12 protein-coding genes and 2 pseudogenes are annotated in these 17,044 nt (G+C 72.4%); 9 read left to right on the top strand and 5 right to left on the bottom strand.

The genetic code is table 11. The features are described 5' to 3' along the window. The first annotated feature begins 289 nt into the window (after positions 1–289). The 3 genes and pseudogenes from hppD to R2B38_RS51265 form a co-directional block, all read left to right on the top strand. Positions 290–1,312: a 4-hydroxyphenylpyruvate dioxygenase gene (gene hppD, locus R2B38_RS03190; protein WP_318014850.1), complete on the top strand. Its 1,023-nt coding sequence runs from the start codon at positions 290–292 to the stop codon at positions 1,310–1,312. Beyond that, on the top strand, positions 1,309–2,430 hold the full coding sequence (locus tag R2B38_RS03185; protein WP_318014849.1) for an alpha-hydroxy acid oxidase: 1,122 nt from the start codon (positions 1,309–1,311) through the stop codon (positions 2,428–2,430). The genes hppD and R2B38_RS03185 overlap by 4 nt, the downstream gene beginning before the upstream one ends. A 518-nt stretch (positions 2,431–2,948) precedes the next feature. After that, a pseudogene (locus R2B38_RS51265) lies at positions 2,949–3,092 on the top strand (IS3 family transposase); the annotation flags it as partial. A gap of 746 nt (positions 3,093–3,838) precedes the next feature. Here the strand turns inward: R2B38_RS51265 and R2B38_RS51260 are convergent. Next, a pseudogene (locus R2B38_RS51260) lies at positions 3,839–4,024 on the bottom strand (hypothetical protein); the annotation flags it as partial. Between R2B38_RS51260 and R2B38_RS03180 the strand changes: the two are divergent. Then, entirely contained in the window at positions 3,968–4,156 is a 189-nt protein-coding gene (locus R2B38_RS03180; RefSeq protein WP_318014848.1) for a hypothetical protein, read from the top strand. The pseudogene R2B38_RS51260 and the gene R2B38_RS03180 overlap by 57 nt on opposite strands. A 134-nt stretch (positions 4,157–4,290) precedes the next feature. Here the strand turns inward: R2B38_RS03180 and R2B38_RS03175 are convergent, their stop codons facing one another. The 3 genes from R2B38_RS03175 to R2B38_RS03165 form a co-directional block, all read right to left on the bottom strand. Next, on the bottom strand, positions 4,291–5,856 hold the full coding sequence (locus R2B38_RS03175) for a hypothetical protein (RefSeq protein WP_318014847.1): 1,566 nt from the start codon (positions 5,854–5,856) through the stop codon (positions 4,291–4,293). Further along, positions 5,834–6,643 carry a hypothetical protein gene (locus tag R2B38_RS03170; protein WP_318014846.1) on the bottom strand — a complete coding sequence of 270 codons (810 nt, stop codon included), beginning with the start codon at positions 6,641–6,643 and terminating at the stop codon, positions 5,834–5,836. Before R2B38_RS03170 ends, R2B38_RS03175 begins: the two co-directional genes overlap by 23 nt. A 104-nt stretch (positions 6,644–6,747) precedes the next feature. After that, entirely contained in the window at positions 6,748–7,380 is a 633-nt protein-coding gene (locus R2B38_RS03165) for a hypothetical protein (protein ID WP_318014845.1), read from the bottom strand. Positions 7,381–7,671: 291 nt separating this feature from the next. Between R2B38_RS03165 and R2B38_RS03160 the strand changes: the two genes are divergently transcribed. Next, positions 7,672–8,376: a 4Fe-4S single cluster domain-containing protein gene (locus tag R2B38_RS03160; RefSeq protein ID WP_318014844.1), complete on the top strand. Its 705-nt coding sequence runs from the start codon at positions 7,672–7,674 to the stop codon at positions 8,374–8,376. A 7-nt stretch (positions 8,377–8,383) separates the two neighbouring features. On the opposite strand, the gene R2B38_RS03155 is transcribed toward R2B38_RS03160, so the two are convergent. Next, entirely contained in the window at positions 8,384–9,559 is a 1,176-nt protein-coding gene (locus tag R2B38_RS03155; protein ID WP_318014843.1) for an Appr-1-p processing protein, read from the bottom strand. A 248-nt stretch (positions 9,560–9,807) separates the two neighbouring features. Between R2B38_RS03155 and R2B38_RS03150 the strand changes: the two genes are divergently transcribed. The 4 genes from R2B38_RS03150 to R2B38_RS03135 all read left to right on the top strand — a co-directional run bounded on the left by R2B38_RS03150 (position 9,808) and on the right by R2B38_RS03135 (position 17,040). Beyond that, positions 9,808–12,192, top strand: a complete 2,385-nt coding sequence (locus R2B38_RS03150) for a protein kinase domain-containing protein (RefSeq protein ID WP_318014842.1) — start codon at positions 9,808–9,810, stop codon at positions 12,190–12,192. Beyond that, complete coding sequence (locus R2B38_RS03145; RefSeq protein WP_318014841.1) at positions 12,189–13,892, top strand: hypothetical protein; 1,704 nt, start codon at positions 12,189–12,191, stop codon at positions 13,890–13,892. Before R2B38_RS03150 ends, R2B38_RS03145 begins: the two co-directional genes overlap by 4 nt. Positions 13,893–14,155: 263 nt before the next feature. After that, positions 14,156–16,237, top strand: a complete 2,082-nt coding sequence (locus R2B38_RS03140; protein WP_318014840.1) for an AAA family ATPase — start codon at positions 14,156–14,158, stop codon at positions 16,235–16,237. Then, positions 16,234–17,040: an FHA domain-containing protein gene (locus R2B38_RS03135; protein ID WP_318014839.1), complete on the top strand. Its 807-nt coding sequence runs from the start codon at positions 16,234–16,236 to the stop codon at positions 17,038–17,040. The genes R2B38_RS03140 and R2B38_RS03135 overlap by 4 nt, the downstream gene beginning before the upstream one ends. Positions 17,041–17,044 lie beyond the last annotated feature (4 nt).

The following is a 17,044-nucleotide window of genomic DNA, read 5'->3' as shown; positions in this document are numbered from 1 at the left end:
CGGCCCGGACAAGGCGTTGGGTGACTTTGCTTCGATCACCGACAGTTCAGCCGGTTCCCGCGCGACCGAGCGCAGTGCGACCCATTTCCTGCAGACATTGATGGACGGCGGACTCTCGCGCCATAGTGCTGCAGGACGTCTTTTGTCTGCCGGGCCGCATTCGAGTCGTCATCACGTCCTGCGAGTCGTCAATGCGTCGAGCATTTAATTCCTGGCATGCGCCTGTCGTCCGTCGAGCGATCTATTCGTCGCGACCCACGGCCGATCTGTTGGCGGGAAGGTTTTCAACATGGCAGTGCAGGACATAGCGTATGTCGAACTGTTCACCACTGATGAACGGGCGACCGTCGACTACTTCGTATCGTCCATGGGGTTCACGCGGATGGCGAAGTCCGAGGACCGCGAACGGAGTTCGGTGTTTCTGCGGCAGGGCGAGGTGCGTCTTGTCGTCTCCTCGGGTCCTGCGACCTGGAAGTTCCTCGACACGCACGGGGACGGGATCGCAGACATCGCCATGACGTGCGACGACGTCGCCGCGACCCGGGACGCGGCGGTGGCGGCCGGGGTGAGGGTCGTCGACTCCGAGGCGGGCCATCCCGTGGTGTCGGGATTCGGCGGCGTTTCCCACACCCTGCTCCCCGCCGCCGCGGGACACGGGGACAGACTGCCGGACCACTCCCGCTGGATCAGTGAGGCGGCCGCCCCGACCAAGGGCCCTGACCGCATCCGGCTGCTTGACCACATCGCGGTCTGCCTGGAGGGTGGAACGCTGGAGGAGTACGCCGACTACTATCGGGACGCCCTCGGCTTCTCCCGCTACTCCTCGGAATACGTGGACGTGGGCGGGCAGGCGATGGATTCCATCGTGGTCCGCAGCTCGTCCGGCCGTGTCACCTTCACCCTGGTCGCGCCGGACCCGGCCAAGGGCTCCGGGCAGCTCGACGCGTTCCTGGAGCGGAACGCGGGGCCGGGTGTGCAGCATCTCGCCTTCCTCGTCGACGAGATCATTCCCGCGGTGCACGAATACCGTGACAGCGGCGTGGAGTTCTTGAAGACCCCGGGCTCCTACTACGAACTCCTCATCCAGCGGTTCAGCGGGATGGCGGAGGAGATCGGGGACCTGCAGGGTGCTCAGGTCCTCGCCGACCGCGACGAATGGGGTTATCTCCTCCAGCTGTTCAGCCGTTCGCCCTATGAGCGGAACACGCTGTTCTTCGAGCTGATCCAGCGCCGGGGCTCCCGAGGCTTCGGCAGCGCCAACATCCGCGCCCTCTACGAAGCGGTGGAGCGCGACCGGCTGGCCGCTGAATGACCCTGGACAGCCTGGCCTCCGCGGTGGCGGAAGCCCTCACCGCGGACGACTTCGCCGGACCCGCCCGGGCTCGGATGGATCCGGGTGTCTGGGATTTCCTGGCGGGGGGCGCGGGGCGGGAGCGGACGCTCCGGGCCAATGTCGAAGCCTTCGAGCGGACATGGCTGCGGCCACGGGTACTCAGCGGTGCGGGACTGCCCGTCACCGAGACCCGGATTCTCGGTCGCACCTGGGCGGCGCCGACGGGTGTGGCGCCCATGGCCTACCACACCCTGGCCGCCCCGGAAGGCGAGGTCGCCACAGCCCGGGCCACCGGACCGGCCGGTGTTCCGCTTGTCGTGAGCACCTTCGCGGGCCGCACCTTCGAGGACATCGCCGCGGTCGCGTCCCCTTGCTGGCTGCAGGTGTACTGCTTCCGGGACCGTACGACGACACGACGACTCATCGAACGGGCGGAACGTGCCGGCTTCGAGGCCCTTGTCCTCACGGTCGACGCGCCCCGCCTGGGCCGTCGACTGCGCGACCTGCGCAATGACTTCCGGCTGCCGGCCGGGATCGCACCGGCCAACCTCACCGGCGACGGCTACGCATCGCCCACCGGGCACGCTCTCGCCGAATTCGACCCGTCACTCGACTGGTCCGTCGTTGCGTGGCTGCGTTCCGTCAGCTCCCTTCCTCTCCTCGTGAAGGGCATTCTCACGGCCCGGGACGCACTGGCGGCCCTTGACGCGGGCGTGGACGGCATCGTGGTCTCCAATCACGGCGGCCGCCAGCTCGACGGCGCGCCCGCGACGCTGGAGGCGCTGCCCGAAGTCGTGGCGGCTGTCGCGGGCGCGTGCCCCGTCCTCGTCGACGGGGGAGTCCGGCACGGCGCCGACATCCTGGCCGCACTCGCGCTGGGGGCGGACGCGGCGTTCCTCGGACGGCCGGTCCTGCACGCCCTGGCGGCAGGTCAGGAGAAGGGGGTGGCACGGTTGTTGCGGATCGTGACCGACGAACTTGTGGACGCGATGGCCTTGACCGGCATCGGCTCCCCGCGGGAGGCAGGGCCCGACCTGGTCCATGACGGTGCCTTCTGCCGAACTCCCGTGCCCCGCGGCGAACCAGAGGGCGAGTGACGCAGCAGTTCGACGAATGGGCCGGGGCGGCGTGTCACCGCGCCCGGCCGTGACGGTCACGGCCGGTGTCGTCGGTTCAGGGGTGCCCCGAGCCGTACGACAAGCCGACCGGCTCGGTGTCCACCGTCCTCAAGCACCATGGAGGGATCGCTCCCGCACCGCGTAAGAACGGGCACTTGGCCGTGCCCGGCGTCCGAAGCAGTGCCTGCTCGCCCGCAGGCCCGCGCTGCGGCAGGCGGTACTGACCCTGCGGAGGGAGAAGCGGTGCCGGAACTGATCGTCGGCCACCTGCGTCAGCATCACGGTGACGACCCGGGGATGGAGATCAGCCACGAGACGATCTACCGGTCCGTCTGCACCACCTGATGGAAAGTGATCCCCCGCGCGCTGTGCAAACGCCTCCGCACTGGCCGCCCGAGACGCTGATCGATTCTCCGGTCCTCCAAAGAAGGCGAACCGCACGGTCGTGCCGCCGTGCAAGGTGATGAAGACGACCCGCTCCACGTACCTACGCGTGGGTGGCCGGAGCCGAGGCCCGCGAGGCGAGGCGGCGGGCCGACGAGGCCCTGACACACGAGATCACGGTGATCCACATCGCATCCCGGCGGAACTACGGCGTCCCGCGCGTCACCGCCGAACTGCGCCGGCTGGGCCGACCGGTCAACCGGTCAACCGCAAGCGGGTGGCACGGGTCATGCCGGGAACGCGGCATCGCCCGACCTGATCGGCCGGGACTTCACCGCCACCCGTCCCGGAACGAAGATCGTCGGCGACATCACCTACAACCCCACGACCGAGGGCTGGCTCTACCTCGCCTCGTATACACCTCCGGACAACTCCGCGACAGAATAAGCACGTTGGGATACGCGCAGAGCATGGACCGGACCTGACCGGACAGGGAGCGTCGGGAGCTCGGGTGGGCTGCTCGTGGCGGCCTGCTTGCCCGGCCATTTCCGAGCCGCTGTCCTCTCGGCAACTCGTCAACGTCGGCAGGCCCGCTCCTGCCGACGCGAGGACCCTTTCGCGGCTCGCGGGGTGATGCTTCCGGCGCAATGTGGTCCGTGGCTGGGTAGCCATCGTGTCGGGTTGGTCCGCTGGTGGTACACGATCTGTACGTTCCTGGCCTGCTGAATCACCTTCAATCACTGACAGTGAGTGACGCTTGGCCCGGGTTTGGCCCGGATCTTGGTACGGATAGCGCGAATCCAACCCTCCAGGCTGGTCCAGCGAGAGCGAGAAGGTGAGGGGCGTCTCCGCTGGAGCGGAGGTACCTCAGTGTGGGAGTCGAGTGGGCACGGGGTGCCTCTGTGTTTCGTCGAACGAGGCGTCGGGTTCGTAGGAAGCGACGTCGCGGAGCATGGCGAACAACACAGAGTTGCGGCGGCGGGTAGGTGCGGGAGGCGGGATCGCGCAGCTTCGGCTCGCAGTTGGGCAGCTGCTGGTCGAAGACCTTCTTCCCGGTGGGAGTTGAGCTCGTGCACACGAGGGGTGCTCCTGCCGACGTCCAGCCGAGGAAGAGGCCTATGTCGTCGATGTCGTGCAACGCATCCTCCCGAACGAGTTCCTTCGGGTGAGCCGGGGGCCGCACGGCCATGGTGCCGAGGACGGGACCGCCCGCGCCGCCGTGGTCCAGCTCCTGAAGGACTCCGGTCCGGTCGCGCTGCTCGGCCTGGTCGAGCAGCGTGGCGGCGAGAATTGGGTCCGCGCCTACAGGCCGGTCCGCTAGGTCCCCAAGCCCGTCACCGATCGGCTGTCGGCGCGTTGCGCGGACGAAGGGGACGAGTGCCGGGGAACGCGCCGGCCCGTCCCGCCGACCGCATCTCGTGGGAAGCGGCCGGACGGAACGGGCGCGGGGATGGGTCAGCGACGCGGTGCGGGCGGGCGCCGGGTGGTGGTTGGGGGCAGGAGCGGTGCTCCGGACTCGGTCCGCTTGTGGGCCGCCTCGGTGATCGCCGGATCGGCCGCCGCCGAGGTGAGACCGTGCCGGTGGGCCTCCGCCGCCACCTCGTACAACTCGTCCGCGGCCCGCAGCCGGGCGTCCACGGCCCGCCTGCGCTGGTCCGCCCGGTCGCCGGACGAGTCCACCCACGCCTGTACGGCCGCCAACCGGGCGTGCGCGGCGGCGAGTTCGCCGCCCCGCTGGTCGCGGCGCTCCAGGGCGGAGCGGAAGCTGTCGACGTACGGATGCTCGCGCAGCAGCCCGGCCAGGAAGCCGATGCCGCCGGACAGCAGGAGGAGCGCGATGAACATCCAGTAGACGGTCTGCGGTTGGAGGTCGAGCCGGTCCGCGAGGCTGGGGACGTTCGTGGACAGGCCGTCGAATCCGGCGGCGGCGCCGGTGGCCTGCTCCACCGGTTCCTTGGCCAGGACGGTCCGGGCGCGCAGGACGCCCAGGGTGACCGTGCAGGCCACCCAGACGCAGAGGAAGAGCAGAGCGGCGGGGGCGGCGGGGCGGCTGGCTCCCGTCGCACCCCGTTCGCGCAGCGCGCGGCCGGCCATATGCGGCACTGTCAGCATGAGCATGGCCACCGAGAGCGCCAGCGTCGTGTTGAGGAGGCCCGAGCCGGACGAGCCCACGCCGTGGAAGGGCCGGAACGCCACCCAGTAGATGGGCACTTCGACCGCGAAAACCAGGGCGAGCAGGAGCAGGACCAACCGCTCGGGCATCGCGGCCCTCGCGCGCAGTCCCTCCCAGCCCTCGACGGACGCGGGGACGGTGCTCGCGGCGGGCGCCGCCGGGTGGGGATCGGCCGCCAGCGGACGGAACGACCGGCCGTCCAACTCGTCGTCATCTTCATCGGAGTCGTGGTCGAGGGGTGGTTCGGCGTCGGGGCCGCTCTTGGCCCCGGCGGTGCCGGGGTGCGCCGGGGCGCCGGAGCGGGACCGCTCGAAGCGTTCACGCACCGCGTCGCGCAGCCGCTGCCAGCGCATCGAGCGCTGGGCGAGCAGATCGAGCTGCTCGCGGGCGCGGCGGACATCATGCTCCGCCTCCACCAGCCTGGTCTGGGCGAGGGTGACGGCCGCCTCCTCCCGGACGAACCGGTTGCGGGCGTCCGCGTCCTCGCGGGCGGCGCGGGTCTCGTCGTCGGCTGCCTCCTCCTCCATCAGGTCGCGCACCAGGTCGCGGCGGGCGGCGAGTTCGGCGGCGTAGGGAGGCAGGACGCCGCTGGCGAGGACGACGACGTCGAGCGCACGGCCGTTACCGTCCTCGGAGCCCTGCAGGCGGGCCCGGTCGACAAGCTGCCGCTGGGCGCGGTCGCTGAGGACCAGGGGCATCCGCCGCCGGTCGGCCCCGGTGCGGGGCTGGCGGCCGAAGGTGGAGAAGGGCCCGCGCCGTGAGCCGTCTTCGCGGCGCAGTACGCGGTCGATGGTCGAGCGCCGCGGTGCGGGCTCTTCGGGGTCACTACTCGTAGTCGTGGTGGACATGCGCCCTCGCCCGGGTCGTGAGGATGTTGGTCCAGAACTGGTCGAAGCCCTCATAGGTGGAGGGTTTGCGGGTCGGGCTCTTGCCGTAGCCGACCGTGTAGAGGTCCATGCCGCGCAGGGCGGGGAGCTTGCGGCCGCTCAGCAGCTTGTTCACGGCCTTGGTGCGCTCGGCGCCGGTGGCCAGCGGCTCCTTGGAGATATGGAACTCCGAGTCGGCCTGCTCGAAGTCGCTGACCGCGAGGACGCTGGCGCCGTCCGCCGCGGTGCCCTGGCTCTCGCGCAGGGTCTGGGCGATGCGGGCGAGGGCACCGAGGACGTCCGAACCGTTCTGGCCCCGGGCGCAGTCGAGCATTTCGACGGCCGCATTGATCGCGGTGACCCGGGCCCTCTGGCGCAGCACATCGGGGTCCGAGGTGTCCGACGCCGGTTTGGGGTTCAGGTTGACGGGCGAGTGGCGGCAGGACGAGGTCCAGGACGACTTCGTCACGGGCGAGTAGGCGAGCGACGAGCAGTGGCGGGCGTCCAGAAACGGGACGAGCGTCTGCTGGAGCTTCTTCTTGACGTCGACCCCGGCGGTGTCGCTGGTGCCGGAGCCGGAGCCGTCGACGACCAGCCCGCAGGGCACCGATTGCGCGCTCTTGTCGCCGTCGGACCACGGCGTGCCCGAGCAGCCGGCGAGACCCAGGGCCAAGGCGGCCAGCAGGGCGACCCGGGGACGGACCGGAGCGCGGTGCCCGCTGGACGGCTGGGCGGCCCGGTACGCGCGCGCCGGATGGAATGCGTTCATGTGACTCGCTTTCACGGCGGTGATGAGATGGGTCGGGCCGGACGCCGGGGGGCGCGGTGTGGCACCCGTGGAGCGGCGTCCGGTATGAGTGGGGGCCGGGGGCGTCAGGCCGCGGCGCGACCGGAGCCCGTGGTGTGTCCCGTGTCGAGGACGCGCAGCGCGGTGGTCAGCGCGGAATCGGCGCCGGAGGCCGCCGTGAGCCAGGTGTCGGGCTGCTGCCAGCTGTCGTCGAGGGCGACCTTGCCCGGCAGCCAGGCCGGGGGGCGTGCCGGGGCGCTGCGGTCGCGGCCGGACTGCCGCTGCCACACGGCGTCCCAGTAGTGCGCCAGGCGCAGGTTGGCGGAGCCGGTCACGGTCTCCGCACGGGTACGGCAGTAGGCGGCGGCCGCGCGCCATTCGGCGACCGAGCGGCCCCACCGGTCCAGCAGTGCGGGAGACGGGCTGCGACGCAGCTCGTACTGGGTGACCACGGCGACCGCGCCGGAGTGGATGCCCGCCACCAGGGCACGTCGGTCGCGCAGCAGGCGTCCGCGCAGGTCGTTGGCGGCGAGTTCGGCGATGAGCCGGACCTCCTGGACGTAGGGCGTCATCAGCTCCGCCGAGTCGGGGGACTGCTCGGCGACCGTCACCCGGAGCCGGCTCGCGTCTATCCGTCCGCGACGGCGGCTGCCCAGTGCGTTGCGCAGGTCGAGTCCATAGGGGCGTAGGAGGTGCGTGACGCCGCGTCTGGTGTTCATCGGTGGTCCCCCCGTGTGGATGCGCCCTCACCCCGGGCGCAGAAAAATCGGCTTTCCGTACGTCGACAGGTCGGTGACCTGAATTCAGGAAGCCAGGGCGAATGAGCGTAGCGGAAAATGTGATGAAGTACATGCGTGAGAAGTGAAAAAGCCGTACCCGTATAGGGACGGAAAACGGTCCCCTGGAGTCCGGATTCGGTGCGCTTCCGGTGCGGTACGGAACCGTATCCGCATTGCTCCGGTGCGGCCGTGGGTGAATACTTTTCTCCCCGTATACAGGGGAGGGAACACGTGGACAGTGCGGAACGGCTGGATGTCAGCGGCGTCCATCTGCCGCTGCTCGCCCTGGGGCCCGGCGTACGGCTCGGCGTCTGGACCCAGGGGTGCTCGCTGGCCTGCCCGGGGTGCATGTCACGGCACACCTGGGACCCGGCCGGCGGTACCCGCGTCCCGGTGGCCGAGCTGCTGGAGCTGTGGGAAAGGGCCCTGCGGCGCGGGGTGGTGGGCCTCACCGTGAGCGGCGGTGAACCGTGCGAGCAGTCCGCACCGCTCGGCGCGCTGCTCCGGGGCGCCGACGTGCTGCGCCGGGAGCCCTGGGTGCGCCCCGCGCCCGACGGAGGCGCGCCCGATCTGCTCGTCTACACCGGGTACGAGGAGGACGAACTCACCGATGAGCAGAGGGCCGCGCTCGCTCCGGCGGACGCCGTGGTCACTGGTCGGTTCCGGATCGCCGAGCCAACCGAGCTGGTCTGGCGAGGCTCGGCCAACCAGCGCATGCTTCCGCGCACGGAGCTGGGACGGCTGCGGTACGGCCCCCACCTCGCCCGGGAGCGGGAGCGTCACGAGGGGCTCCAGGTCGTGGTGGGGCGCCGGGCACCCGACGGCACCTGGCCGACACGCTGGTACGGCATCCCGCGCCCCGGCGAACTGGCCCGCTGGAAGAGAGAGGGGGCGCGGCATGGTCTGCCGGTCGCCTCGCCCAGCTGGCGCCCCTGACGATCCGTCAGTCCTGTTGCTCCTCGCCACGCAGCAGGGGGACCAGTGCGGGAGTACGGGTGACCAGGTGGACCGTCCAGCGTGGGTCGGCGCCCAGCTCCTCCTCGACCGCCCAGCGCAGCCAGCGGGCGGCCCGTTCGGGGGGCAGCCCGCCGCGTCCGGCGCCCAGTACGGGGAAGCACAGCGACGTCAACGGCGGTTCGAACGTGTCCCGTTCGGCTGCCGCCACCCGGAAGGCCGCGGCAACGACCTCGGCCACCGTCCGCTCGTTCGTGTCGTAGCCGTCGCCGTCCCTGCGGGGGACGACGACCGCCGCGTGCAGCACCCGGCGGACCCCGCGCCGCGCCAGCGCCCCGGGTCCGGTGGACACCACCGTGCCGGGAGGCACCTGGAGGCCCCCGCGCCCGTGCCGGGCCAGCCAGTCGCGCAGTTCGCGGGCGAGGGGGTCGTCGACCACGGCACTCGTCTCGTCCCGCACGGCCGCCGCGCGGCGCAGCGCGCCGGAGATGGTGTTGCTGAAGATCTTCGACATCTCCAGATACGTGTTCTCGGAGGAGACCAGGATGTCTATGCCCCGCAGGAGCTCGATGGGGCTGAGGTGCACCTGGATGGGCGGGTGGGTGGACGGGTCGGCGGACGGGTCCGTGCCGTAGTGCACCGGCGGCCCGGTCATCCTTGCGGGCCGCGCCCGGGGCGGCCCTGTCAGGCCGGTGCGGCCGTCGGGGGGCGCGTCCGCGCCGGCCAGGTCGAGGAGGGCGTCGGCCAGCCGGTCCATGACCTGGCGCTCCTGGCGGTGCCGGAAGCTCTCCGTGGTCACGCCGAAGACGGCAGCCGCCGCCTTGCGGCGCTCGCCCGCCACCTCGGAGCCGGGGCCCAGAAGGCCGAACGAGTGGGCTGCCGCGCGGGCGAGTTCGCCGACCGGCTGGGTGTCGGCCGGATCCGCCGCGGGCCGCGCCGGACCGTCGAGCCGGCGGACGGCCGCCCGCAGCAGGCGCTCGATACCGGCGGCGGGTTCCCCCGGGCCGATGGGCAGACCGGCGGCGGTCGCCGCCGCGTCCAGTCCGGGGTGCGACACCTGTCGTACCCGGGGCAGGCCGGCTTTGCGCAACGCGCGCAGTTCAGCCACCAGTTGGTGGTGCGGGGGAAGTCCAGATGGTGCCGCGGGGCGGTGTGCCAATCCCATCCCTGCACGATAGGGCCGTGCCCGGCGGGCCGTGGAGGGTTTTCACGCGATCGGTATGCCCGGGACGGCCGAGGACCGCACGGACGAACATATTTTCGCTCAGCTTTCGATTGGTGCCGGTATTTATTCGATTTTGATCATCTGCCTTGCATTTATCTATCCATTGAAGGATTGAGAATTGATAAAGGTTCCGCAGTGGTGACCGGATGGGTTCTCCCGCGTGGTATTTGTTCGGCGGGGGGAATTGCATGACGACCGAAACACCACCTGACGGCGGTCCTGACAGGAACGCCGTCCCGCCGACCGACCGGTTCCCGGACGTCGAACCCGACCCGGCGCGCGGCCGTGAGGCGAGAGAGGACCTGCACGACCTGCCCGCGGGGCTGCGCGCGCGCTTCGAGCGGCTGGCCGAACTCGGCGCCGGCCGCACTGGCGAGCCGAGTCCTGCCCAGGCCGTGGTCTTGCGGGTGATGGAGCGTGAACCACGGCTCCGGGCTCCCGGCGTCCCGCTGGTGTGGAAGGGCTACCACCACTTCTTCGCCCCGAACCCGCAGGTTCACCGTGCGCTGCGGGAGCCGCTCGACCCGCATCTCACCCAGGTCCTCGACCACGGCCGGGCGCCCGGCATGGTGTGGGAGGTCTGCCCGTCGGAGGGCGAGTCCACGCTCGCCGAGTACCGTGAACGCCACCAGGAGCGGACGGGCGCCCCGCTGCCCGCCGAGCGCGTGGGTGAGGTCGTCGCCCAGCTCCACGGCGCGCTGACCGCCCTGCACGGGCAGGGCCTGGTGCACCGCGATGTCGCGCCGGACAACATAGTCGTCCGGGAGGGCCCCGACGGAGAGCCCCGGGTTGTCCTGGTCGACATCGGCGCTGCCGCGCCATCGGACCAGGGCCGGCCGCTCCACTGGGTCGGCAAACCGCTCTATGTGGCGCCGGAGGCCGCGGCTGCCGTTCAGACCGTCGCACCCGGCGTCGACTGGTGGTCCCTCGGCATGGTGATCGCCGAACTCGCCCTCGGCGCCCACCCGATACGGCTGCGGGAACGCGGCCTGGTACTGCGCCGCGTCAGCACCGAGGACGTCGACCTCGGCGGAATCCGCGACCCCCGGCTGCGCGCCCTGTGCGAGGGTCTGCTCACCCGGTCCCTGCGCCACCGCTGGGGCGCTGACCAGGTCGGCCAGTGGCTCGCCCCCGAGCGGGAGGACCCTGTGCCGGTCACCCGGCGCTCGGTGGTCGCGCACGCACCGGCCGCCCGGCCGGCCCCGCCCATCCGGCCCTTCGTCTTCATGGGCCAGGAGTACACCGACCGCGAGGAATTGGCCGAGGCGCTCGACCGCTGCCACCCGAGCACCGCGCGCCTGCTCTCCTCGACCGACCGCCGGACCGAACTCGCCGACTGGGCTGACCAGTTCACCCTCGCCGCGACCACCGGGGAAACGGAACCGGCGGCCGAGGGCGAGGACTCAGCCGATGTGCGCGCCCTGCTGAACCGGGCCCCCGGACCCGTCGGGCTGGCCCGGCTGCTCAACCGCCTCGGCCCGCATCTGCCGGTCACCTGGCACGGGATCGGCCTGGAAGGCTACCAACTGCCCGAGCTCGTACGGCAGGCCGCCGCCGGAGACCGTGACGCCGCGGACCTGGTCGTCGCGCTCGCCCACCCGGGACTGCTGACCGCCCTCGCCGTCCGGCCGGGTGGCGAACAGCTCGCCGCCACCGAGAGCCAGTGGCGCCGACTGCGCGAGGCCTGGGACGCGCAGACCGACGAACTCGCCCTGCGCCACCCCCGGTTACGTCGCCGCGCGGTCCGCTCGGCACTCAACCGGGACACCGCCGTCGACGCTCGGCTGCTGCTCCTGGCCAGGCTGCCGCAGACAGCCGGCGGCTGGACCCGGCAGGTCCACCGCGCCGCCCGCCGGCTTGCCGTCCCGGTGCCCTGGTTCGAGCGGCTGCTCGACGAGGCCGATGAACCGTTGCGCCCGGCAGCCGCCCTACTGCTGCTCCGCCTGGCCCAGGACGACGCCGGGCGCGGCTACGCGCGGCTGGAGGAACGCCGTCAGCAGCAGGCCGCCGCCGCCCTGGCCGCCGACAGTGACGGGCTGGGCAGGGAGATGCGCCGCCTGGACATGGTGCCCAACCTCGGCTGGGCGGTGCTCGGCGCCGTGCTGGTGTGCGCCCCCTGGGGGTTCCTCATCGGCATATCCGACGCGGCCGGACGGGCTCCGCAGTCCGCCGTCCTGACCGGCTGGCTGCTGGCCATGCCCGCGGCGCTCGCCGTCCACGCCCTGGAACTCTGGATCGCCGTCCGTATCGGGCCGCCCGGCTACCACCCCTCCCACTCGCTGGCCGGACTCATCATCGGGACCGCCGAGCGACCGGCCCGTTTCGTCCTCAGCGGTCGCTGGGCGCGGCTGGCCGCCGGGGTGCTCATGGCGGTGCTGTTCCTGGTCGTGCTGCCCTATGTCCTGCTGTGGGCGCCGTGGCTCTGGCCGGTGGGCACAGTGGCGGCGCTCGCCGTGTGGACGGTACGCCGCCACCGCGCCTGGGACCGCGAAGTACGCCGTCAGCGCGGCCTGCGGGCCGCCACCCGGGGCACCCGGGCCCCCGCCGCAGTAGCCGGAAGGAGGACCGAGTGAGCAGTGCCCAGGGATACACCACCCTCACGGATGTCTGGCCGACCTACGGGTTCGACAGCCCGCAGCCCCTCTCCACCACCGACCTGGGCAGCCAGCTCTCGAACTCGTCCGTCACCGATGTGACCCAGCAGATGCAGATGCCGCACTCCTCCGTCGCCGACGCCGCACACCAGGTGTCGGGGACCTCGGTGGGCCATGTCGCCGGGCAGGTGCCGCACGCTTCCCTGGCCGACGTCTCCGGCGCCGTCGACCATCTCGCGCACGGCGTCGCCCATGTGCTGCACGAACTGCTGCACCCTGCTGCCGTCGCGCTCGGCGCGATGAGCGGGGCGCTGCTGGCCGGACGGGCAGCCATGGCGGCGACCGGACTCCTGGCCCACGCCGCCGTCCGCGCGGCCGAGGACCAGCGCTGCCTGCTGCGCCAGCAGGAGGTGTCCTCGGACGCCGCCCGGCAATGGGAGAGCGCCGCGTTCGCCGCCATCCGCGTCAACGCCCGGCGCACCCTGCTCGCCGCGCGTCTCGCCCGCGCGGCCCGCGGCAACCCGCCTGGCTCGCCCGCGCCGCCCACGTCCCCGCTGCCGCCGCCGGTCCAGCCGGTGGGCTGTCGGCTGGACGCCACTCGGGAGGCCGTGGCCGCACTGGAAAACGCCGTCGAGAAGGCGGCGGCCGAGCTGGCCGTGTGGGAGTGCGCGGCGTCGATCGCCGACGCGGCCGACCCCCGGGACGCGGTGTGGCAGCGCGTGCTGGCCGAGCGGCGGCGGGCCGTCCGCCGACCCGCTTCGTCGGCCCCACCCGCCGAGGCCGCCACGGCCGTCGTGGCACGCGACCGGGGCGCCGGCGAGGACGAGGTGGCCACCGCCTCCGCCGCCCTGTTGGCCGCGCTGCCCGCCGACGCGACCGCCGAGGATACCGAACCGGTCGTCACCGCACTGCACTACGCGCTGGTCTGCGCCCGCTCCGGGGACGGCGTCGGCGCCACGGAACACCTGGAGGAGGCACGCCTGTTCGCCGACGAGACGGGCCGCCGCGTCCGGCTGCGCGCCGACGCGCTGATCAAGGCGGCCGCCCAACTGGAGTTCCTCACCACGGACATCCCGTCCGAGGTGGAGCCCGTCCGGCCCGCTCCGGATGTCGTGGCCATGCTGCGTACGGCCGTCGAGGAAGGCCGCCCGCTCGGCGCGGCCGACCGGGACCGGGCCCGTGCGGCGGTGGAGGACCGACTCGAACCCCTCGAACAGCACTATCTGCGCCTGCACACCACCCGGCTGCTCAGCGCCCTGGGCGCCGACCCGTCCGAGTGGTACCAGGCCGGGGGAGGGGACGAGCAGGAGACCGACGGCGAGCCCGGCGTCCGGAGCACCCGGTACACCCCGCCCGGCTGGGGACCGGACCACTGGATCGAGATCACCGTCCGGGCCGACGCCATTGATCTCGCCACCCGACGCGCCGGACCGCCCTCGCCCCTTGACGCGGAGCGCTGCGCCGAGGCCAAGCGCTGGGCGGCGGACCTGGAGGACGCGGTCGGCCGGATCGGTCTCGACTGCGCATTTCGGTTCGACTCCGACACCGTCACCCAGGGCACGCCCTCCGACGGAACCCATGAAGTGACCGGGACCGGGCACCCCGGCCGACGTGACCGGGACGGCCGACGGCGCCAGGACAACCGTCCCCGCCACCGCCAGATCGACGACCAGCCCTGACCCCGAGACCGACCCACCACGAACCCCGGACACCGCGAGGCCTTCGCCATCGGCACGGGAAGTCGGTCGCCGCCGGTTCGGCGTGATGCCGGAAGCCCGAAGCGGGACCACGTAGGACGGCGGCCGTCGGCTCCGCATCGCGGCGCGGGCCCCCGTTTGGCACTCGGCGTCCGCACCGCGCGGCACCGGAGGCCGGTCGGGTGGCGAAGGCCGTACCCGCACGACCCGCCGTACCCACTGCACCACCCAGAGAGGAACACCCCGTGAGTTCGACCACCAACGGATCAGCGGGCGACCGTCTCGTCAAGGACGGCCGCTCCCCGCACGGCGCCCCGGCCCCGCGGCGATCGGCACCCCCCTTCGTCGACGAGATCACCGGCACGCTCCCCGTGCACAGTCAGTTCGTGCTGCACGGCAACATCCGCGACCGCTACCTGGCCCTGCGCCGCCGTAACGGCGAGTTGACCGAGGCGGACCGCGGCCTGCCCGAGGTGCTGTGGGACAGGCTGCGTCCGCTCGGCTACGGCGCCCTGCTGCGCTACGACCAGATCACCGGCTTCGTCAGCCTCGTCGGCCCCGACCAGCAGGACGTGCTCGACCTCCTCAACGACGCCCTGCGCAGTCCGCGCACCGGGCAGAGCGGCGGCAACCGCACCCCGCAACTGCTGGAGGCGGAACCGCTGTTGCGGGAGATTGTCACCGGCTTCCGGGAACGCAGGACCACGCGGCGGCGGGACGGCCGGGACGCCGAGCCGCTGCGGCTCGCCCTGCTGATCGACTACTCGTCCCGGCTGACCGCCGATGTGACCCGGCTCAGCGACGCCGAGCGGGACTTCTTCCTGGCCTGTGTGCAACTCGCCGAGGAGGCGACGCCGTTGGCACCCGCCGCGCATCTCCCGCCGCGTGAGACGGCGGGCCGCACGGAGATGTTCAACCCGATCATCTGGCTCGCCGACAGCGATCGTGATCTGCCGCACTGGCTGGTGAGCGGTTCCGAGCGCATCCGAGCGGTCGCCGTCCCCAGCCCGGACGCCGGCGAACGACGGCGCATGGCCGCGCTGCTGGCCGCACGCCACCCCGGTCCGGCGGCTCCCGGCTCCACCCACCGGGACGGCGGAGGCGGTGGCACGGCGGAGCCCGGGCCGGGCGGGCGGCCTCGGCTGGACCCGGTCACCGCCTTCGCCAAGGCCGCGGCCGGGCTGTCCCTGGACGCGATGCGGCAGAGCCATCAACTGGCACTGTCGCGGGGCATGCCGTTCGACGCGATGCCGGACGCGGTCCGTATCTACCGGCTGGGGGTGGAGAAGGACCCCTGGCGCTCCGCCGACATCCGCGAACGGATCGCCGTGGGGCACGAATACCTCACCGGGCGGGTCCGGGGCCAGGAGACGGCGGTCGTGATGACCCTCGACATCCTCAAACGGGCCGCGCTCGGACTCTCCGGCGCGCAGGCGACCTCTGCCGGGCACCGGCCGCGCGGTGTGCTGTTCTTCGCCGGACCGACCGGAACGGGCAAGACGGAGATGGCCAAGACGGTCGCCCAGTTGCTGTTCGACAGCGAGGACGCCTATCTCCGGTTCGACATGAGCGAGTTCTCCTCCGCGCACGCTGCCGACCGGCTGGTGGGCGCCCCGCCCGGATACGTGGGCTTCGAGGCGGGCGGCGAACTGACCCGCGCGGTGCGCGCCGACCCGTTCCGGGTCATCCTCTTCGATGAGATCGAGAAGGCGCACCAGGGTGTGCTGGACAAGTTCCTCCAGCTCCTGGAGGACGGCCGGCTCACCGACGGGCAGGGTGTCACCACCTACTTCAGCGAGTGCGTGCTCATCTTCACCTCGAACCTGGGCGTGCAGCACACCGACCGGGAGACCAAGCAGCGGGTGTGGGACGTGCACCCGACCGACGAGCACAGCGAACTGGTGCGGCGGGTCAAGGGCAACGTCCGGCTTCACTTCGAGGCGGAGGTGGGACGCCCGGAGCTGATGAACCGGTTCGGCGGCAATGTGGTCGTGTTCGGCTTCATCACCGGCGACGCCGCAGAGGAGGTCCTTGACCTGTCCATCCGCAACATCGCCGCCGCGCTCTGGGAGAGCCAGGGCATCACGCTGGAGATCGCCCCGGCCGCCCGCAAGCAGCTGGGCACCTACTGCCTGCGGGACCAGTACGCCGGAGGCCGGGGCATCGGCATGGCCCTGGAGACCCATCTGATCAACCCGCTGGCCCGTGCGATCTTCGAGATCCGGCCGGACTCGCTGCGTGGCACGATCCGGGTGGACGAGGTGACGGAGGACCCGGACGACGGCTCCGTGGACGTAAGGATCACCCGCCACGGAGACCGGCCGTGACGGACCCGGACGACGACGACTCCTGGGACAGCTTCACCCCCCTCCGCCCGGGAACCCCCCGCGCCGCCCCGGCCGGCCCGCTCGGGCCGGACCCGGGGCATCGGCCCAGTTCGGATGCCGACCATGCCCCCCAGGAGGTTCCCGAGGACGACGAGCCCTGGGACAGCCTTACCCCCGTCCGTCCTGGAGCGCCCCGCCCCGTCCCGGCCGGCGCGCCCGCCGCCGTGGCGGACGACCCGCCGGATGGCCTGGTGCCCCGGCGGCCCGACGAAGCCCCCGCGGCGGACGACCGCAGGACGGCGGAGCCCGCTGCGGGCCGATCCCGGCCGGCCCAAGGTCCGCCGCGGCTGGTGCGGTGTCCGGGGTGCGCACGCAAGGTGCCGGCCCGCGCCGAGCGGTGCCCCGCCTGTTCCGCCCCGGTGTCTGACGCGGACCCCGGTCCCGTCGGCGAGGCGGGCGTCAGCGCCGTGCTGCGGTTCTCCGGCGGACTGGTGCAGCTCCGGCTGCGTCCCGGGGAGGTGCGCGCCCTCGGCCGGGACCCGGACTGGGCCCCCACCACGGCCCGCGGGTTCGCCGACGAGCACTCGGTGTCCCGTCGCCACGCCGAGGTCGCCCTGCGCGCGGACGGCACCCTGTGGGTGACCGAGTACCAGGACGGCACCACCCACGGCACCCGGGTCAACGGGGACTACGTGCTGCCCGCCGTCCCCCGGCCGCTGGCCGACGGCGACCGCCTCGTCCTGGGACTCCACTCCGAGGCGATCGTCTCCTTGTGCGCGCCCGGCGAGCGCGCACCGGACTGAGGGC

Origin of the sequence: Streptomyces sp. N50, from assembly GCF_033335955.1 — a bacterium.
GTDB lineage: Bacteria > Actinomycetota > Actinomycetes > Streptomycetales > Streptomycetaceae > Streptomyces.
Note: the sequence above shows the minus strand (reverse complement) of the source record. Positions and strands in the feature narration are given on the sequence as shown.